Source organism: Pseudomonas sp. RC10, from assembly GCF_038397775.1.
GTDB classification, from domain to species: Bacteria; Pseudomonadota; Gammaproteobacteria; order Pseudomonadales; family Pseudomonadaceae; genus Aquipseudomonas; species Aquipseudomonas bambusae.
Genome location: NZ_CP151650.1, coordinates 6,495,968 through 6,512,235 on the forward strand (window position 1 = coordinate 6,495,968; position 16,268 = coordinate 6,512,235).

General features: G+C 58.0%; 16 protein-coding genes and 1 pseudogene. 7 read left to right on the plus strand and 10 right to left on the minus strand.

The window, feature by feature from the left end:
* Positions 1–36: 36 nt before the first annotated feature.
* A complete protein-coding gene (locus AAEO81_RS29095; RefSeq protein ID WP_341960594.1) occupies positions 37–831 on the minus strand; it encodes a gamma-glutamyl-gamma-aminobutyrate hydrolase family protein in 795 nt (264 codons plus the stop codon).
* A 277-nt stretch (positions 832–1,108) separates the two neighbouring features.
* On the opposite strand from AAEO81_RS29095, the gene AAEO81_RS29100 reads away from it, so the two are divergent.
* Positions 1,109–2,485, plus strand: a complete 1,377-nt coding sequence (locus tag AAEO81_RS29100; RefSeq protein ID WP_166594244.1) for a glutamine synthetase family protein — start codon at positions 1,109–1,111, stop codon at positions 2,483–2,485.
* A 267-nt stretch (positions 2,486–2,752) separates the two neighbouring features.
* The gene (locus tag AAEO81_RS29105) at positions 2,753–3,388 is read left to right on the plus strand and encodes a TetR/AcrR family transcriptional regulator (RefSeq protein WP_341960595.1); all 636 of its coding nucleotides are present in this window, start codon (positions 2,753–2,755) and stop codon (positions 3,386–3,388) included.
* 143 nt (positions 3,389–3,531) lie between these two features.
* Here AAEO81_RS29105 and AAEO81_RS29110 read toward each other — a convergent pair whose 3' ends face one another.
* Complete coding sequence (locus AAEO81_RS29110) at positions 3,532–3,993, minus strand: hypothetical protein (protein ID WP_341960597.1); 462 nt, start codon at positions 3,991–3,993, stop codon at positions 3,532–3,534.
* Positions 3,971–4,360, minus strand: a complete 390-nt coding sequence (locus tag AAEO81_RS29115; protein ID WP_341960598.1) for a polymorphic toxin type 44 domain-containing protein — start codon at positions 4,358–4,360, stop codon at positions 3,971–3,973. The genes AAEO81_RS29110 and AAEO81_RS29115 overlap by 23 nt, the downstream gene beginning before the upstream one ends.
* A 144-nt stretch (positions 4,361–4,504) precedes the next feature.
* Between AAEO81_RS29115 and AAEO81_RS29120 the strand changes: the two are divergent.
* Positions 4,505–4,753: pseudogene (locus AAEO81_RS29120) on the plus strand (TetR/AcrR family transcriptional regulator); the annotation flags it as partial.
* Here the strand turns inward: AAEO81_RS29120 and AAEO81_RS29125 are convergent.
* From AAEO81_RS29125 to AAEO81_RS29155, 7 genes are all read right to left on the minus strand, one after another.
* On the minus strand, positions 4,746–6,098 hold the full coding sequence (locus tag AAEO81_RS29125; RefSeq protein WP_341960599.1) for a hypothetical protein: 1,353 nt from the start codon (positions 6,096–6,098) through the stop codon (positions 4,746–4,748). The pseudogene AAEO81_RS29120 and the gene AAEO81_RS29125 overlap by 8 nt on opposite strands.
* A 267-nt stretch (positions 6,099–6,365) precedes the next feature.
* Positions 6,366–6,581, minus strand: coding sequence for a TOBE domain-containing protein (locus AAEO81_RS29130; protein WP_062379390.1), 216 nt, complete (start codon positions 6,579–6,581; stop codon positions 6,366–6,368).
* A gap of 50 nt (positions 6,582–6,631) precedes the next feature.
* On the minus strand, positions 6,632–7,441 hold the full coding sequence (gene ssuB / locus AAEO81_RS29135; protein ID WP_166594241.1) for an aliphatic sulfonates ABC transporter ATP-binding protein: 810 nt from the start codon (positions 7,439–7,441) through the stop codon (positions 6,632–6,634).
* Complete coding sequence (ssuC, locus tag AAEO81_RS29140; RefSeq protein WP_166594240.1) at positions 7,438–8,226, minus strand: aliphatic sulfonate ABC transporter permease SsuC; 789 nt, start codon at positions 8,224–8,226, stop codon at positions 7,438–7,440. The genes ssuB and ssuC overlap by 4 nt, the downstream gene beginning before the upstream one ends.
* Before the next feature lie 27 nt (positions 8,227–8,253).
* The gene (locus AAEO81_RS29145; RefSeq protein ID WP_341960602.1) at positions 8,254–9,219 is read right to left on the minus strand and encodes a sulfonate ABC transporter substrate-binding protein; all 966 of its coding nucleotides are present in this window, start codon (positions 9,217–9,219) and stop codon (positions 8,254–8,256) included.
* Positions 9,220–9,599: 380 nt separating this feature from the next.
* Entirely contained in the window at positions 9,600–10,238 is a 639-nt protein-coding gene (locus AAEO81_RS29150; protein ID WP_166594238.1) for a peroxiredoxin, read from the minus strand.
* A gap of 175 nt (positions 10,239–10,413) precedes the next feature.
* A complete protein-coding gene (locus AAEO81_RS29155; protein WP_341960604.1) occupies positions 10,414–11,778 on the minus strand; it encodes an OprD family outer membrane porin in 1,365 nt (454 codons plus the stop codon).
* An 805-nt stretch (positions 11,779–12,583) separates the two neighbouring features.
* Here AAEO81_RS29155 and tauA point away from each other — a divergent pair.
* From tauA to tauD, 4 genes are all read left to right on the plus strand, one after another.
* Positions 12,584–13,561, plus strand: coding sequence for a taurine ABC transporter substrate-binding protein (tauA, locus tag AAEO81_RS29160; RefSeq protein WP_341960606.1), 978 nt, complete (start codon positions 12,584–12,586; stop codon positions 13,559–13,561).
* A gap of 173 nt (positions 13,562–13,734) precedes the next feature.
* Entirely contained in the window at positions 13,735–14,526 is a 792-nt protein-coding gene (tauB, locus tag AAEO81_RS29165) for a taurine ABC transporter ATP-binding subunit (protein WP_341960608.1), read from the plus strand.
* The gene (gene tauC / locus AAEO81_RS29170; protein WP_341960609.1) at positions 14,523–15,371 is read left to right on the plus strand and encodes a taurine ABC transporter permease TauC; all 849 of its coding nucleotides are present in this window, start codon (positions 14,523–14,525) and stop codon (positions 15,369–15,371) included. Before tauB ends, tauC begins: the two co-directional genes overlap by 4 nt.
* A gap of 60 nt (positions 15,372–15,431) precedes the next feature.
* Complete coding sequence (gene tauD / locus AAEO81_RS29175) at positions 15,432–16,265, plus strand: taurine dioxygenase (protein ID WP_341960611.1); 834 nt, start codon at positions 15,432–15,434, stop codon at positions 16,263–16,265.
* Positions 16,266–16,268 lie beyond the last annotated feature (3 nt).

Consider the following 16,268-nt stretch of genomic DNA (forward strand, 5'->3'; position numbering starts at 1 on the left):
CTCAGGGGTTTCGGTTCCTGGTCGTCGTTATGGCGATCAGGCGTTCTTTGACGCTTGCGCGTCGCGTTGTGTCGCACGCTTTCGACAGGCATCGCCAAATGCCTGAAGAATTGAAAGATAGTCGGGGTTCTGCGTGACCTGCCACTCCGGATGCCATTGAACGCCCAAAGCAAACACGTCAGATGAAGCAAAAGGCGCGCCCGGCGGTACGGAAATGGCTTCGATCAAGCCATCCGGGGCGGTGGCTTCGACACGCAGACCCGGCGCAAGACGTTCAATGCCCTGTCCGTGTATTGAATTGACACGAATTTCTTTGGCAAGTCCCAATCCGGCCAGAACGCCGCCCGGTGCGATCTGCATCGGATGGCTTGGAGCGTATTGAATTTCAACGGGTTCGCTCTCAGGTTCACGATGATCCATGAACGTTCCAGTCTCGTGAACCTTTTGATGCAGACTACCGCCAAATGCCACGTTCATCTCCTGAAACCCGCGGCAAATGCCCAATACAGGCACGCCGGCGGCCACAGCAGCACGAATAAGAGGTAAGGTGGTGCGATCGCGTTCAGGATCATGAGCAGTACCTGGCGCGCTGGCGGGCCCATTATAGTGATGGGGTTCGACGTTGGAGGGAGAACCGGTGAAGAGCAAACCATCGACCACCGAGAGGATATCGGCCGGGTCGAGGAGCTCTGCCAGAGACGGCAGAATCAGCGGCAGGCCCTTGGCAGCGACGGCGACTGCCCGGACGTATTTATCACCACTGATGTGATAGGCATGCGAGCCAATTTGCTGAGTACAGGCAGTGATGCCGATCAGCGGAAGGCGAGACATGTGACCCCCGGTGTTATTGCTGTTATGGGTTGCGACCGAGCTTAGCCTTGTTCATTTTTTTACACAACAACCCCGTAAAAAATAAAACACGCCCCGCTCAAGGCCGCAGCTCCTATCGATTCCAACGGTTAAAAACCGCCCTAAAGTGCGGCAAAAATGGCCTCACGGCGCCCTTTTAGGGCAAAACAGGGCTCTCTTGACTTCATCAGGGCTTTCGGATTGACTGAACCCCGTAATGCTCGATGATTGATATTTTCAACAACAAAGGTGTTGCATCATGTCGGTACCCCCGCGTGCCGTTCAGCTCAACGAAGCGAACGCGTTCCTTAAGGAACATCCTGAGGTTCTATACGTTGACCTTCTGATTGCAGATATGAATGGAGTGGTGCGCGGCAAGCGCATCGAACGCACTAGCCTCCATAAGGTTTACGAAAAAGGCATCAACCTCCCAGCTTCTCTTTTCGCACTGGATATCAACGGCTCGACGGTGGAAAGCACCGGCCTGGGTCTGGACATCGGTGACGCTGACCGAATCTGTTATCCCATCCCCGACACTCTCTGCAATGAGCCCTGGCAGAAGCGTCCTACCGCACAACTCTTGATGACCATGCACGAACTGGAAGGCGAGCCGTTTTTCGCTGATCCACGTGAAGTGTTGCGTCAGGTGGTGGCCAAGTTCGATGAAATGGGCCTGACCATCTGCGCTGCGTTCGAGCTGGAGTTCTACCTGATCGATCAGGAGAACGTGAACGGTCGTCCACAACCGCCACGCTCGCCGATTTCCGGCAAACGCCCGCACTCGACACAGGTCTACCTGATCGACGACCTCGACGAATACGTCGATTGCCTCCAGGACATTCTGGAAGGTGCGAAAGAGCAGGGCATCCCGGCCGACGCCATCGTCAAGGAAAGTGCCCCGGCGCAGTTCGAAGTGAACCTGCACCACACTGCCGACGCACTGAAAGCCTGCGACTACGCGGTACTGCTCAAGCGTCTGATCAAGAACATCGCCTACGACCATGAGATGGACACCACCTTCATGGCCAAGCCTTACCCAGGTCAGGCGGGCAACGGTCTGCACGTCCACATCTCGATCCTGGATCGCGATGGCAAGAACATCTTCACCAGCGAGGATCCCGAGCAGAACGCCGCATTACGTCATGCGATCGGCGGTGTGCTCGAGACCCTACCGGCGCAGATGGCGTTCCTTTGCCCGAACGTCAACTCGTATCGCCGGTTCGGTGCTCAGTTCTACGTGCCTAACTCGCCAACCTGGGGGCTGGACAACCGGACGGTCGCGGTGCGTGTGCCGACCGGTACAGCCGATGCCGTGCGTATCGAACACCGCGTGGCCGGTGCCGATGCCAACCCGTATCTGCTGATGGCTTCTGTTCTGGCAGGCATCCACCACGGCCTGACCAACAAGGTCGAGCCCGGTGCGCCTGTCGAAGGCAACTCGTACGAGCAGCATGAGCAGAGCCTGCCGAACAACTTGCGCGATGCCTTGCGTGAGCTGGACGACAGCGAAGTCATGGCCAAGTACATCGATCCGAAGTACATCGATATCTTCGTTGCGTGCAAGGAAAGTGAGCTGGAGGAGTTCGAGCACTCCATCTCCGACCTTGAGTACAACTGGTATCTGCACACCGTGTGACGGCTGTGTGAAATAAAAAGAACGCCCCTGAACCGCAAGGTCAGGGGCGTTTTTTATTTTAGACGGCAGAAGTAAGGTCTCGATGGATAGGCCGTCTGTGCGAGTTTTCGCGAATGAATTCGCTCCCACAGGGGTTCTGTGTATTTCTGAAATATCGCGGCGTTGCACAATCTGTGGGAGCGAATTTATTCGCGAAGGCGGCCACCCGGGCGCCACGAATCCATGCCTCGCGTACAATGCCCCGGACTTCAACGCCGAGACGCTTCGATGACCCGCCCCGCCACACCTCGTAAACCCCGCGCACGCAGCCAGGCCCGGATCGATTCGATCCTTGATGCCGCCCGTACGCTGCTCGCGTCCGATGGCGTGGCGAGCCTGTCGATCTACAGCGTGGCCGAGCGCGCGGGGATTCCTCCGTCGTCGGTTTACCACTTCTTCGCCAGCGTGCCTGCTCTGTTGGAAGGTCTGACGGCAGACATCCACAGCGCCTTCCGCGACAGCCTGCAACAGCCCATCGATCACGCTTTGCTCAACACCTGGCATGACCTGTCTCGACTGGTCGAAACGCGCATGCTCACCATCTACAGCGAAGACGCCGCCGCTCGCCAGCTCATCCTCGCGCAGCACGGCCTGACTGAAGTCACCCAGGCCGACCGCCAGCACGACATCGAACTGGGCAACCTCATGCACGAACTGTTCGCCAAGCACTTTCAGCTCCCGGCACTGCCTGACGACGTCGACGTGTTTGCCCTGGCGCTGGAACTGGCCGACCGCGTCTACGCTCGCTCAGTCCAACTGCACGACAGCATCACCCCGCGCATGGCCGAAGAAGGCCAGCGGGTATTCGACGCGTATCTGGGGCTTTATTTGCCGCCGTTTTTGCCTAAGCACGCGGCAATCTGAGCGACCATCCCGCCCTCCTGTGGGAGCGAATTCATTCGCGAATGGCCGGTACGTCCGATGTATCTCTGTCGTCTGTCATATCTTTGCGAATGAATTCGCTCCCACAGGGAATCGCAGTTCAACCGTGACTCGTGGTGTCCTGACTAGCGCACCACCTCTGCCGATTTCGTCTCTATACGAGCATCAAGCCAAACATCAACGAGCATGTCCTGTCCGTCCACCGTCAAGGCGGCAGGACTATGGAATCGATAAACCTGCTTTCCGACTGAAACCTTCACCCTCCCCTCCGCCACTGAAACTCTGGCATGCGGATCGCGTGTCACCAAAAACGCTTTCCCATCGCGTGCCATTGCCTTCAACGCCAATTGATCATCATCCATGCGCTGATAGAGAAAGTAGCGGTAAACAAAAGGAGAGGTCGCCCCGCCTGCATCGGTGAGGACGGCGTAGACCATCCCGGCATCTCCTATGGGATAGCGGCCAATGACTTCCGATAACACAGGCGAAGGCTGGCGGTTGAGCAAAATCCAACCAAGCAGAACGATGCACAGAGTAGCGAGAAGCCACGCGGTTAACTTAGCGCTACAGCGGATGGCAAATCGCATATTTAATGCCCTCCAGAATCATCATCTGGTCATTCCTGTCGTCACCATAAGGAAACGAGAACCAGTCTACCCACGTGATGTCCTCCTCTGTTGTACCCGCCCTGAACTGGGCAAAACCTGCAGCTCGCTGAAGTACAAAACTTGAAAAGCCGGCCGCCGTGCCGACAGCACCATAATGGAAGTTTCCAAAGTCTTGATACTCCGCGCCTTGCTGCTTGAAATCCCACGGCCCTCCATTGCGAACCTGCTCATAAAACCATCGCCATAGCAACGCACCGCGACCGTATTTGTAGAGCACCTTCTTTTGGCGAGCCCAATGCAGGTTCAGGGTCAGGTTAACCCCTTCCGGCGCACGCGGTATTTTCATAATCTCGGCGTCCGACTTAGTAAAAGACGGATCGAATGTAGGGATGACAATCCCCTCTGTTAAGAGCTGTCAGCCATGTCCCAAAAATTCAGAAGCGTCCTACAGCAACCCGTGCAAGAGTCTTTCTCCTGAGTACTACATGGCCAGCACGACATCGAACTGGGCAACCTCATGCACGAGCTGTTCGCCAAACACTTTCAGCTCCCGGCACTGCCTGACGACGTCGACGTGTTTGCCCTGGCGCTGGAACTGGCCGACCGCGTCTACGCCCGCTCAGTCCAGCTGCACGACAGCATCACCCCGCGCATGGCCGAAGAAGGCCAGCGGGTATTCGACGCGTATCTGGGGCTTTATTTGCCGCCGTTTTTGCCGAAGACGAACACGGTCATTTGATCTCTGCGATGAACCCTCTTAGCGAGCTCAGGTTATCGTTCGGCCCTCCGTCTCCCGCCGCGTAAATCGTTTCGTCGGTTGAAGAGTGAATGAGCAGATTGCGCATGAACGAAACCTTGGCCTCCCCTCCGGATGGAATATCGGGGTTGAACGTCAGCCATCCGTCTGGCGCGAAGGACGTATCGACTTTGCCTTCATCTGTGAAACGCACCACGAGCATTGCGCGGGCATAACCTGAAGACCTGTCCTCGACGCCACCACCGATCACAAGCTTGCCGTTGAATTGAACACTTGCGCCGCCGTAGATGAAGTCGGTATCCAGATAGGCTCCGGGCACTGCGGGGTTAGGCACCCGAAACAGTACAGGCTTACCATCGTTGAATCTCTCGACCTTCTGGCCGTTGACGTCTATTCGTACGACGAGACCAGAAGTGCCGTTATTCATGACGTTACCGCCCACGAAGTATCCACCGTCCTGGTGACGCACGACGTAGTTGAACTCCATCTGAAATGGGTTACCGGGCAGGCCTAGATCGGCAGGACGGAACAACACAAAGCCTTCATTGCCGAAACTTTCGTCCAGTTGGCCATTAAATGAATAGCGGGCGAGGAACAGCTCAAATCCCGACAGCCTATTGCCGATGGTTCCGATCACTGTCACTCCTCGGCCCCTCCCGTCCCAGACCATTCCGACCGGCCCCGTAGCTTTGTCTTGGTATTTGACGACCACCATCCCGCCTTCACCAAATGCGCTATCCAACTGCCCATTCTCCATGATGCGCATCAAGTTGCCCGAGCTGCCAAACCGTTGACCAATCAAACCGTAAAGCCTGCCGTCTTCAGCACCAGCCAGTACACCTGCGCTGCCAGTGTTCTGAACCTCGTTACTGCGGTGGGCCGCGTCTGTGGGGGCGTTACGCTCTCCTGCAATGGGCGTGCGAGCCCTATGCACAACTTTGCCGCCGGTGCCGAATCCTGTATTCAGCGTTCCATCAGCATTGAAGCAAACCAGTCCCAGCGCGCCCTCCAGTTGCAGCCCGGCGATGACACCTTCGTCGGTATTTGAACCTCGCGGGACGAGCCCGGCGGGTTTGAATGGGTATGTCCAACTACCGGGCAGCTCCTCGCTCCGCCATCCATCTGGACCGCCAAACCCATTGTCTGCTGACCCGTCTAGCCCGAGTCGCGCCACGAATACTGATGGCAGGTCGTAGCTGCTATCTGTCACATACAACTTGTCCCTGGTCGCGTTTAACGCTGTGATCGTTTCATGCTTCTTGTTCGATGACACATCGAATGGAACCTCGAAAACCTTCGAGACAGCTGCTTTTTTACCTTTGTTCATGATCGTTCTCCGTCCATGCCATGAGGCCAAGCCCCTTGAGTCCGATCAATTCGCAAAGGCGCATCAGGCCTCTTTCACCACGGCGATACATCCGTCAGACGCAGTCAGGCTATGAGGTTTTCGCAGCGCTGCCTAGCTGGCAGAAATGACAGGAGGCGCCGTGCCAGCACCACACCAAACAGCCCGACGTGCCTTGAAAAACGGCTTGTCCAGAAGCAAAAAAACCCGAAGGGCTCGCACCCTTCGGGGTTGTTCACAACGCATCGATCACAACTTGGCGATCGACACCTCGGTGGATTTTACGAAGGCGATCACTTCGCTGCCGACGACCAGTTCCAGCTCTTTGACCGAGCGGGTGGTGATCACGGAAGTGACGATGCCGGAAGCGGTTTGTACGTCGATTTCGGACAGGACGTCGCCGGTGACGATTTCCTTGATGGTGCCTTTGAATTGGTTGCGAACGTTGATGGCTTTGATAGTCATGATAGGTCTTCCTTTGTGAGATCAGTGCCGAGTGCAGTATTGCATCCGGATTAGTTGGCCCAACGCAGTTGCGTGGGCAGCGGTGAAGTCGGTTCGGGTTCGGGCGGGCTGCCAGGCAGCGACAGGACGCGGTTGAGCACTTCGGTTTCCAGGGCTGCCAGTCGATACGAGCCACGGGCGCGCGGTCGAGCGAGGTCCACTTGCAGATCAAGGCCAATGCGGCCTTCTTCGATCAGCAACACGCGATCAGCGATGGCAACCGCCTCGCTGACGTCGTGGGTCACCAACAGTACGGTGAAGCCATGCTTTTGCCAGAGGTCTTCGATCAGTTGCTGCATCTCGATCCGGGTCAGGGCATCCAGTGCGCCCAGTGGTTCGTCCAGCAACAACAGGCGAGGTTGATGGATCAGCGCACGGGCCAACGCGACACGTTGCTTCTGACCACCTGACAACGCCGCTGGCCATTCATTGGCGCGCTCGGCCAAGCCCACGGCGGCCAGGGCTTCCAACGCCTTGTCACGCCAGTCGCCGCTCAGACCAAGCCCAACGTTGTCGATGATGCGCTTCCAAGGCAGCAAACGCGCTTCCTGAAACATCAGGCGGGTGTCTTCCCGCGCATCGGCCAGCGAGGCGTTTCCGGCGAGCAATTGGCCGCTGGTGGGCTGATCAAGCCCTGCAAGCAGGCGCAGCAAGGTGCTTTTGCCGCAACCGCTGCGACCGACCACGGCCACGAATTGCCCGGCCGGGATGTGCAAATCGATGTCTTTCAAGACTTCACGCGAGCCGAAGGTTTTCTTCAGCTTGCGCACTTGCAGGGGAATCCCGCGCAACAGGTTTGCCGGTTGTTGGAGATTGCTCATCGTGCGCCACCTTTTGCCACTTGATACGCCGGGTGCCAACGCAGGCAGACCCGCTCCAGACCGCGCGCCGCGAGGTCTGCCAATTTGCCGAGCACCGCGTAGAGCACGATTGCCAGCACCACTACATCTGTCTGCAAAAACTCGCGGGCGTTCATCGCCAGGTAACCGATGCCGGAACTGGCCGAGATGGTTTCGGCCACGATCAGCGTCAGCCACATGAAGCCCAACGCGAACCGCACGCCTACCAGAATCGAAGGCATTGCCCCCGGCAGGATCACGTGGCGGAACAGTCCGAAACCTGACAGGCCGTAGCTACGGGACATCTCCACCAGCGCCGGGTCGATGTTGCGAATGCCGTGGTACGTGTTGAGGTAGATCGGGAACAGGGTGCCGAGTGCAACCAAAAAAATCTTCGCGCTTTCGTCGATGCCGAACCACAGGATCACCAAGGGGATCAGCGCCAGGTGCGGCACGTTACGAATCATCTGCACCGAACTGTCGAGCAGGCGTTCGCCCCATTTCGACAGACCGGTGATAAAGCCCAGCGTCAGGCCGATGCTGCCGCCGATGGCGAAGCCGATGCCCGCACGCCAGCCACTGATCGCCAGGTGGGTCCAGATTTCGCCACTGCGCACCAGCGTCACACCCGCTTCGATGACCGCGCTTGGCGCAGGCAGGATTCGGGTGGAGAGCCAACCGGCGCTGACCGCCAGTTGCCAGATCGCCAGCAACAAGACCGGTAGCAACCAGGGCGCCAGTCTGTGAGTGATTCTTTCCACGCTCATGGAGTTGTCTCCTCTTAATGCCGAGGCTTACTGCGCTTTCGCGACAGCAGCAGGTGGCGTCCAGATCACATCGGCGATGCTGAGCGGTTTAGGGATCAACTTCAGTTGATAGAAGGTGTCGGCGATTTTCTGCTGGGCTGCGACGGTTTCAGGGGTGATGAACAGCGCCCCGTAACCTTGGCGTTTCACCGAGATTTTGGTGATGTCTTCTGGCAGGCCGAGCAGCGGCGCGACTTGTTTGGTCACGTCATCGGGGTTGGCCTTGGACCACTCGCCCACCGCACGGACTTCTTCGACCAGCGTTTGAATCACTTTCGGGTGCTGCTGTGCGTAAGGCTTGGTCGCCAGATAGAACTGGTTGTTGTCGACGATGCCAGTGCCATTGCGCAGGGTGCGTGCCTGGAGCTGTTGTTCGGCGGCGGCCTGGTACGGGTCCCAGATGACCCAGGCATCGACCGCGCCGCGCTCGAAAGCGGCATGGGCGTCAGCCGGTGGCAGGTAGACGGTCTGGATATCGCTGTATTTCAGACCCGCCTCTTCCAGCGCACGCACCAGCAGGTAATGCACGTTGGAGCCTTTGTTCAACGCGACTTTTTTGCCCTTGAGGTCTGCCACCGATTTGATCGGGGAATCCTTGGGCACCAGCAGCGCTTCGCTGGTCGGCGCCGGAGGCTCGGAGGCCACGTACAGCAGATCGGCGCCTGCGGCCTGGGCGAACACCGGCGGGGTTTCGCCGGTCACGCCGAAGTCGATGGAGCCGACGTTGAGACCTTCCAGCAACTGAGGGCCACCCGGGAATTCAGTCCATTGCACTTGGACGCCCTGCTCAGCCAGTTTCTTTTCCAGCGAGCCTTTGGCTTTGAGCAGGACCAGCGTGCCGTACTTCTGATAGCCGATGCGCAAGGTATCGGCTTGAGCTTGAGTTAAAACGCCGAAGGACACCGCCGCAGCAAACAGAGCGACCAGGCCTCGACGCAAAATGACAGTGCGCATGGCACGCTCCTTTGCTTGTAGCTTTTAGGTGGCACCTGCTTGTCCGATGGCGGGCAAGTAAGGTGTGGATGGAATTCATTGCCAGCGATTTCGCCAGGACGGTGAAACCATAACAGGGGTTGTTTATTCTCTAAAATCATATTTATTCATTTGGTTAGCACCAAAGTGAATATGAAGAATCTTCCGGACGACGCGTACTGTCTGTAGGAGCGAATTCATTCGCGATGCAATGTGCCTGGCGAAAAATGTGTGTCGACGGGACTGGCCATTCGCGAATGAATTCGCTCCCACAGGTCCATCATTTCATCCAGAGGAATGGATTCGTGGCCTAAAAAAAAGGGCCGATAAATCGGCCCGAATGTCGTGGTTGAAACAGATTTTCAGCGGTTGGGCTGTGGGGTCAGACGCAGGTATGGCGTAACGGCCTTATAGCCTTTCGGAAAGCGTTGCTTGATCTCTTCTTCATCCTTGATCGACGGCACGATCACTACGTCATCGCCATCCACCCAGTTCGCAGGCGTCGCGACTTTGTGGCTGTCGGTCAATTGCAGCGAATCGATCACCCGTAGGATTTCATTGAAATTGCGCCCGGTGCTGGCCGGATACGTGATGGTCAGACGCACTTTCTTGTTCGGGTCGATCACGAACAGGGAGCGCACGGTCAGCGTTTCACTGGCGTTGGGGTGAATCAGGTCGTACAGGTCAGACACCTTGCGGTCGGCGTCGGCCAGGATCGGGAAGTTCACGATCGTGTTCTGGGTCGTGTTGATGTCGTCGATCCATTTCACGTGGGATTCAGCCGAGTCAACGGAGAGCGCAATCGCCTTCACATTGCGCTTTTCGAACTCGTCTTTGAGTTTCGCGGTGAAGCCCAACTCAGTGGTGCATACGGGGGTGAAGTCGGCAGGGTGGGAGAACAACACACCCCACTTGTCACCCAGCCACTCGTGAAACTTGATGCGCCCTTCACTGGAATCCTGTTCGAAGTCGGGGGCGATGTCGCCAAGTTTGAGGCTCATGCAGTCAGCTCCTTTGTTGTGTGTGTTCTGGAGACACTCTGCCTGTGAATTCACAGAAACTGAAAGACCGAGTGGTCATGTCGTACGATTGTTTGGCTATATAAATAAGCAAAAACCCTTTATTACAGGCATAAAAAAGCCCCGCCGAAGCGGGGCTTTTTTCAACTGACCCGGCTTATTTGAAAGCGTAGGTGTAGTTGAAGATCAGACGAGTCTGGTCTTGGTCTGCGATACGAGTGTTCTGGCCAGTAGTGCCCTTGAAGTCGCCGCGGTAGTTGGCGCGGCGCAGGGTAGCGCCGAAGCCTTTCAGAGGACCGTCCTGGAAGACGTAGTCGATACGCATGTCACGTTCCCACTCAGAGCTGTCGCCAACCGACGCACCGCTGGTCGCCTTGATGTTGGAACCTTTCAGGTAAGCGAATGCGGCTTTCAGGCCAGGAACGCCCAGACGTGCGAAGTCGTAGGAGTATTGACCGAAGTTGGTGGTCTCACCGGCACGGGCGAACTGGTTGATCATCGAGTCAGTGAACAGGTAGAAGCTGGAACCGCCTTCACCGTCGCCACGGCCACGGCCGTCAGCCACGTTACCGTTGCTGATCCAAACCATGCCGCCGTCGTCGCTCACGTCTTGGTGACCGAGCATCAAAGCATGGCCGCCGAGGGTGTACGTGAACATGGCCGACCAGGTTTTGTTGTCGACTTCGCCAGCGTGTTTGGCATAACCACCGTTGTTGTTGAAGCGGTGAGTCGCGTCGCCATTCGCGCCGTCGGAGCTGCTGTCGAAGTAACGCAGGTCAGTCTTGAAGGACTGGTCGTCAGCGATTGGCAGAATGTGCACCAGGCCGAAGAAGTTCTGCTTGTAGTAGTCTTCCAGCTCGGAGTGGTAAGCCTGCAACGTCAGGTCTTTGGTGACTTTGTAGTCGACGCCAGCGAACGTGAAGTTGTTGGAACCCTTGGTACCGCCAGCAGTGGCGAGGCCAGCGTAGTTGCTGGACGCACGGCTTGCGCCTTGGGTGATCTTACCGACGTTGAACGTGAAGTTGTCGATCTCTTTGGACTGAAGAGTCGCGCCCTGGAAGGTCTGCGGCAGCAGACGACCGTCGTTCGACACCAGGATCGGCAGGTTAGGCTGCAGCGCGTTACCTACTTTCAGCTCTGTCTTGGAGAGCTTGACCTTGGCGTTCGCGCCCAGACGCGACCAGCTGTCTACCGACGAACCATCGGTGTCAGTCGGGAAGAAGGTGTTCGAAGTAGCGGCGGTGTGGTGGTCGATGCCGCCACCCAGGTGAATACCGTAGATGCCTTGCACGTCCAGACCGAAGCCTACGGTGCCAGGCGTATAACCCGAGATAAAGTTGAACAGCAGGCCTTCAGCGGTTTCACGCTGGTCAGCAGCGCGAACGCCATCACGAATGTCGTTTTCGAAATACATGGTGCGGGAACTGAGGGTTGCCTTGCTGTCTTCAAGGAAACCAGCTGCACCAGCCTGAGTGGCCATTACACCTACGGATACGGCCAAGGCCAGGGTGGACTTCTTCATTGTGTATCGCTCCTCTTGAATCTAATTTTTGTAGTTCCTTGGTATCGAGACCGAAGGCTCAAGACCGCGGATGCGCGATTAGCGCTGGACCTGACTCGGCGAGTCAATGGCCCCAAGACTAATTGACTAGACCGCGTTAACAGCTGGCTGCAAGGTAAGGGAAATCCTTTAAACCTAAAAAGACTTTGTAGACCTGCTTTTATGCCGCGCAGTTATATGTCACAAGTCGTTTCAGCCGTCCGTTGCGGAGTGTATCGGCGTCTTTACCTAATTCCCAAAAAATATTTACATCCCGTTCGTCAGATCGATTGGTTTCTGCACATCGTACGACCGGAACTCGACTGCCCAGTCATGGTCTCCGTGTGAAACAGGATGAGAATAAGGTAGATAAGCCGTTGAAAATAAAGACCTTGATAACCACGTAGACGCAATTGTTACAGTTGTCACCGTGCTATCTGTCTAATTTTTTTAATATTGCGTTTCTGACTCGTCAGTTAACAGGCACACCTGCCACCTGGCGCGCCGCAAGATCACTGACCGCCCTTCCCCCACGTTTCAGCCGGATGCAGGCAAGCGCTCAGCAGCTTCCTTCAGACGAGCGGGCAGATCGTATTTACAGAATGTGACATTTCGATGAACGGTCAAAGCGTATCCGCATCTTTTCCGAATTTCGCTGTGCGGGGTCAACACAGGCTCTACTTTCCTCTCTAAGCTCATGCCAAAAGGTTATTTATTTGGCGTTTCTTAGATCATTTACGCTTCGCCTCATTCAGTCCCTCGGCCTGCCTTGATCCGGAGCCTCACCATGAAACTGCTCAAACCCCTTCGCTTGTTGGCGGCCCTGTCGCTGGCCGGTTCTGCCCTGCTCGCCCAGGCTGCGGATTTCACCGTTGCTTACCAGACCACCGTGGACCCCGCCAAAGTCGCTCAGGCCGATGGCGCGTATGAAAAAGCCACTGGCTCGAAAATCTCCTGGCGCAAATTCGATAACGGCGCCGACGTGATCACAGCCATTGCGTCGGGCGATGTGCAGATTGGCTACCTCGGTTCCAGCCCGTTGACGGCAGCGGCGACGCGCAAGGTTCCGGTGGAAACCTTCCTGATTGCCACCCAGATCGGCGCCGCCGAAGCGCTGGTGGCGCGCAATGGCGCAGGCATCAACAGCCCACAGGATCTGGTCGGGAAGAAGATCGCCGTCCCATTCGTGTCCACCGGGCACTACAGCCTGTTGGCAGCGCTGAAGCACTGGAACATCGACCCAACGAAAGTGACCGTCCTGAACCTTGCGCCACCGGCCATCGCCGCCGCCTGGAAACGCGGTGACATCGACGCCACGTACGTATGGGACCCGGCGCTGGGCGTGGCCAAGGAAACCGGCAAAGTGCTGATCACCTCCGGTGAACTGGCCAAAATTGGCGCACCGACCTTCGACGCCTGGATCGTGCGCAAGGACTTCGCCGACAAGCATCCTGAAATCGTCAAAGCCTTCGCCAAGACCACCCTCGACGCCTACGCCGATTACCGCAAAGACCCGGCTGCCTGGATCGCCAACGCCAGCAACGTTGACAAGCTGGTTAAGCTGTCCGGCGCCAAAGCCACTGACATCCCAGGCCTGCTGGAAGGCAACGTCTACCCGCTGGCGGCGGATCAGGCGAAAGAACTGGGCGCACCGACCACCGAAGCCATTGGCAAGACCGCTGCCTTCCTGAAAGAGCAAGGCAAAGTCGATGCGGTGCTGGCGGATTACACGCCCTATGTCAGCGCGAAGTTCGTGACCCAGTAACGCACATAACCCTGTAGGAGCCGGCTTGCTGGCGAAAGTGTTGGGTCAGTTGGCCCATGAGGTGCTGGTACAGCGCGTTCGCCAGCAAGCCGGCTCCTACAGAAGTGCGCCGTTCCGGCAACACGGATGCAGCCTCAAAACGAACACCTATCTAAAGAAGCGGAGTCATCGCCATGGCCTTGTTAAAGCTGGAGCGCATCTGCGCACAGTATCCCGGTGCGGCCGAGCCGGTACTGTCCGACATTTCCCTGAGCCTCGGCCCGCAACAGCTGCTGGTGGCCCTCGGCCCTTCCGGCAGCGGCAAGACTTCGTTGTTGAACCTGATCGCAGGCTTCGTCGAGCCAAGCGCCGGTCGCATTACCCTCGACAACGTTCCGGTCAAAGGCCCCAGCGCGGAACGTGGCGTGGTGTTTCAGGACGACGCCTTGCTGCCTTGGCAGGACGTACTCGCCAACGTCGCGTTCGGACTGGAGCTGGCAGGCGTTCCTCGCGCACAACGTGAAGCCAAGGCCCGCGACATGCTGGCGCTGGTCGATCTCGCCGGGTTCGAAAATCGCCGCATCTGGCAACTGTCGGGCGGCCAAAAACAGCGCGTAGGCCTGGCCCGCGCCTTGGCCGCCGACCCACGGGTCTTGCTGATGGACGAGCCGTTCGGTGCGCTGGATGCGTTCACCCGTGAACAGATGCAAGAGCTGTTGCTGCAAGTCTGGGAACGCAGCGCCAAACCGGTATTTCTGATCACCCACGACATCGAGGAAGCCGTGTTCCTCGCCACCGACCTGATCCTGTTGGCGCCGAATCCGGGGCAAATCGTCGAGCACCTCAAGCTCGACTTCGGCCAGCGCTACAGCGCAGGCGAGTCGGCACGGGCGATCAAGTCCGATCCCCGTTTTATCGAAACCCGCGAACACGTGTTGGCTCGGGTGTTTTCTCAACGTCAGGCCATTCAGGAGCAACGGGCATGAGCAGATACCAATCCCCGCCGCTGGCCGATGCCCTCACACCGACGTCGCTTCCTGCGAAAGCCGGAGCGTGGCGCTTTTACATCAGCACACGCGCCATCAGCGTCCTGACACTGGTCGCACTGCTCGCCGCCTGGTGGGTGGTCACGGCATTCGAATGGGTCGAGCCGCTGTTCCTGCCGCCGCCCTCTGCGGTGCTGGAAAAAGCCTGGTTGCTGATGACCAAGGGTTACATGGAGTCCACCCTCTGGCAGCACCTCGGCGCCAGCTTGCAGCGCATCGGGCTGGGTCTGGTGTTCGCAGTGCTGACGGCCATTCCGGTCGGCATTGCCATCGGCCATAACCGTATCGCGCAGGGTATTTTCGACCCCCTGATCGAGTTCTACCGCCCGATCCCGCCGCTGGCGTATTTGCCGCTGATCGTGATCTGGTGCGGCATCGGCGAGTTCTCCAAAGTGCTGCTGATTTACCTGGCGATCTTCGCACCGATTGCCATCGCCACGGCCACCGGCGTGCGCACCGTGGACAGCGCCAAACTGCGTGCCGCGCAGTCGTTGGGGGCCACGCGCTGGCAGCTGATTCGGCATGTAATTTTGCCCAGCGCCCTGCCCGACATCCTCACCGGCGTGCGCATCGGGCTGGGTGTGGGCTGGTCAACGCTGGTCGCCGCCGAGCTGATTGCGGCCACCAGCGGCCTGGGTTTCATGGTCCAGTCCGCTGCGCAATTTCTGGTCACGGATGTCGTGGTACTGGGGATTCTGGTGATCGCGTTCATCGCATTCGCTCTGGAAATGGGCTTGCGCGCGTTGCAACGCAAACTCGTGCCGTGGCAAGGCCAGAATCATTGATTACTGACAAGAACAGACACTGACTACGCCGACACTTCGGCGCACATTGTGAGAACCCGCATGAGCCTTCACATCACCCCTATCAGTTCGGCATTGGGCGCGCAGATCAGCGGCGTCGACCTGAGCCGGGACCTGACCGCCGATCAACGGGACGCCATCGAGCAAGCGCTGCTCGACCATCAGGTGCTGTTTTTTCGCGAGCAGCCGATCACGCCTCAACAACAGGTGCGTTTCGCCTCGTTGTTCGGCGACCTGCACGTGCACCCAATCTACCCCAACGTGGCCGAGCAGCCCGAAATCATGGTGCTCGACACGGCGCTGACTGACGTGCGCGACAACGCCATTTGGCACACCGACGTGACCTTCTTGCCGACGCCCGCCCTCGGTGCTGTCCTGAGCGCGAAGCAATTACCCGCCTACGGCGGCGACACTCTCTGGGCCAGTGGCATTGCAGCGTTTGAAGCGCTGTCCAAGCCGCTGCAAACGTTGCTCGATGGGCTGACGGCTACTCACGATTTCACCCGATCCTTTCCTGTGGAACGCTTCGGCAGCACGGCCGAGGACCTCGTCCGCTGGGAAGAAACCCGTCGCAAGAATCCTCCGCTGTCGCACCCGGTGATTCGCACGCACCCGGTGAGCGGGCGCAAGGCGCTGTTCGTCAACGACGGCTTCACCACGCGCATCAACGAGCTGGAAGCGGCGGAAAGCGAGGCGATTCTGAAACTGCTGTTCGCCCACACCACCCGCCCCGAGTTCACTATCCGCTGGCGCTGGCAGGAAAACGACATCGCCATGTGGGACAACCGCGTGACACAGCACTACGCCGTGGACGATTACCGCCCACAGCGCCGGGTCATGCATCGCGCCACGATTCTGGGCGACGCGCCGTTCTAGCTC

Bases quoted from the DNA above. Each gene is read 5' to 3' on its own strand.
- AAEO81_RS29095 (WP_341960594.1), bottom strand. From the start codon at position 831: ATGTCTCGCCTTCCGCTGATCGGCATCACTGCCTGTACTCAGCAAATT.
- AAEO81_RS29100 (WP_166594244.1), top strand. From the start codon at position 1,109: ATGTCGGTACCCCCGCGTGCCGTTCAGCTCAACGAAGCGAACGCGTTC.
- AAEO81_RS29105 (WP_341960595.1), top strand. From the start codon at position 2,753: ATGACCCGCCCCGCCACACCTCGTAAACCCCGCGCACGCAGCCAGGCC.
- AAEO81_RS29110 (WP_341960597.1), bottom strand. From the start codon at position 3,993: ATGCGATTTGCCATCCGCTGTAGCGCTAAGTTAACCGCGTGGCTTCTC.
- AAEO81_RS29115 (WP_341960598.1), bottom strand. From the start codon at position 4,360: ATGAAAATACCGCGTGCGCCGGAAGGGGTTAACCTGACCCTGAACCTG.
- AAEO81_RS29125 (WP_341960599.1), bottom strand. From the start codon at position 6,098: ATGAACAAAGGTAAAAAAGCAGCTGTCTCGAAGGTTTTCGAGGTTCCA.
- AAEO81_RS29130 (WP_062379390.1), bottom strand. From the start codon at position 6,581: ATGACTATCAAAGCCATCAACGTTCGCAACCAATTCAAAGGCACCATC.
- ssuB (WP_166594241.1), bottom strand. From the start codon at position 7,441: ATGAGCAATCTCCAACAACCGGCAAACCTGTTGCGCGGGATTCCCCTG.
- ssuC (WP_166594240.1), bottom strand. From the start codon at position 8,226: ATGAGCGTGGAAAGAATCACTCACAGACTGGCGCCCTGGTTGCTACCG.
- AAEO81_RS29145 (WP_341960602.1), bottom strand. From the start codon at position 9,219: ATGCGCACTGTCATTTTGCGTCGAGGCCTGGTCGCTCTGTTTGCTGCG.
- AAEO81_RS29150 (WP_166594238.1), bottom strand. From the start codon at position 10,238: ATGAGCCTCAAACTTGGCGACATCGCCCCCGACTTCGAACAGGATTCC.
- AAEO81_RS29155 (WP_341960604.1), bottom strand. From the start codon at position 11,778: ATGAAGAAGTCCACCCTGGCCTTGGCCGTATCCGTAGGTGTAATGGCC.
- tauA (WP_341960606.1), top strand. From the start codon at position 12,584: ATGAAACTGCTCAAACCCCTTCGCTTGTTGGCGGCCCTGTCGCTGGCC.
- tauB (WP_341960608.1), top strand. From the start codon at position 13,735: ATGGCCTTGTTAAAGCTGGAGCGCATCTGCGCACAGTATCCCGGTGCG.
- tauC (WP_341960609.1), top strand. From the start codon at position 14,523: ATGAGCAGATACCAATCCCCGCCGCTGGCCGATGCCCTCACACCGACG.
- tauD (WP_341960611.1), top strand. From the start codon at position 15,432: ATGAGCCTTCACATCACCCCTATCAGTTCGGCATTGGGCGCGCAGATC.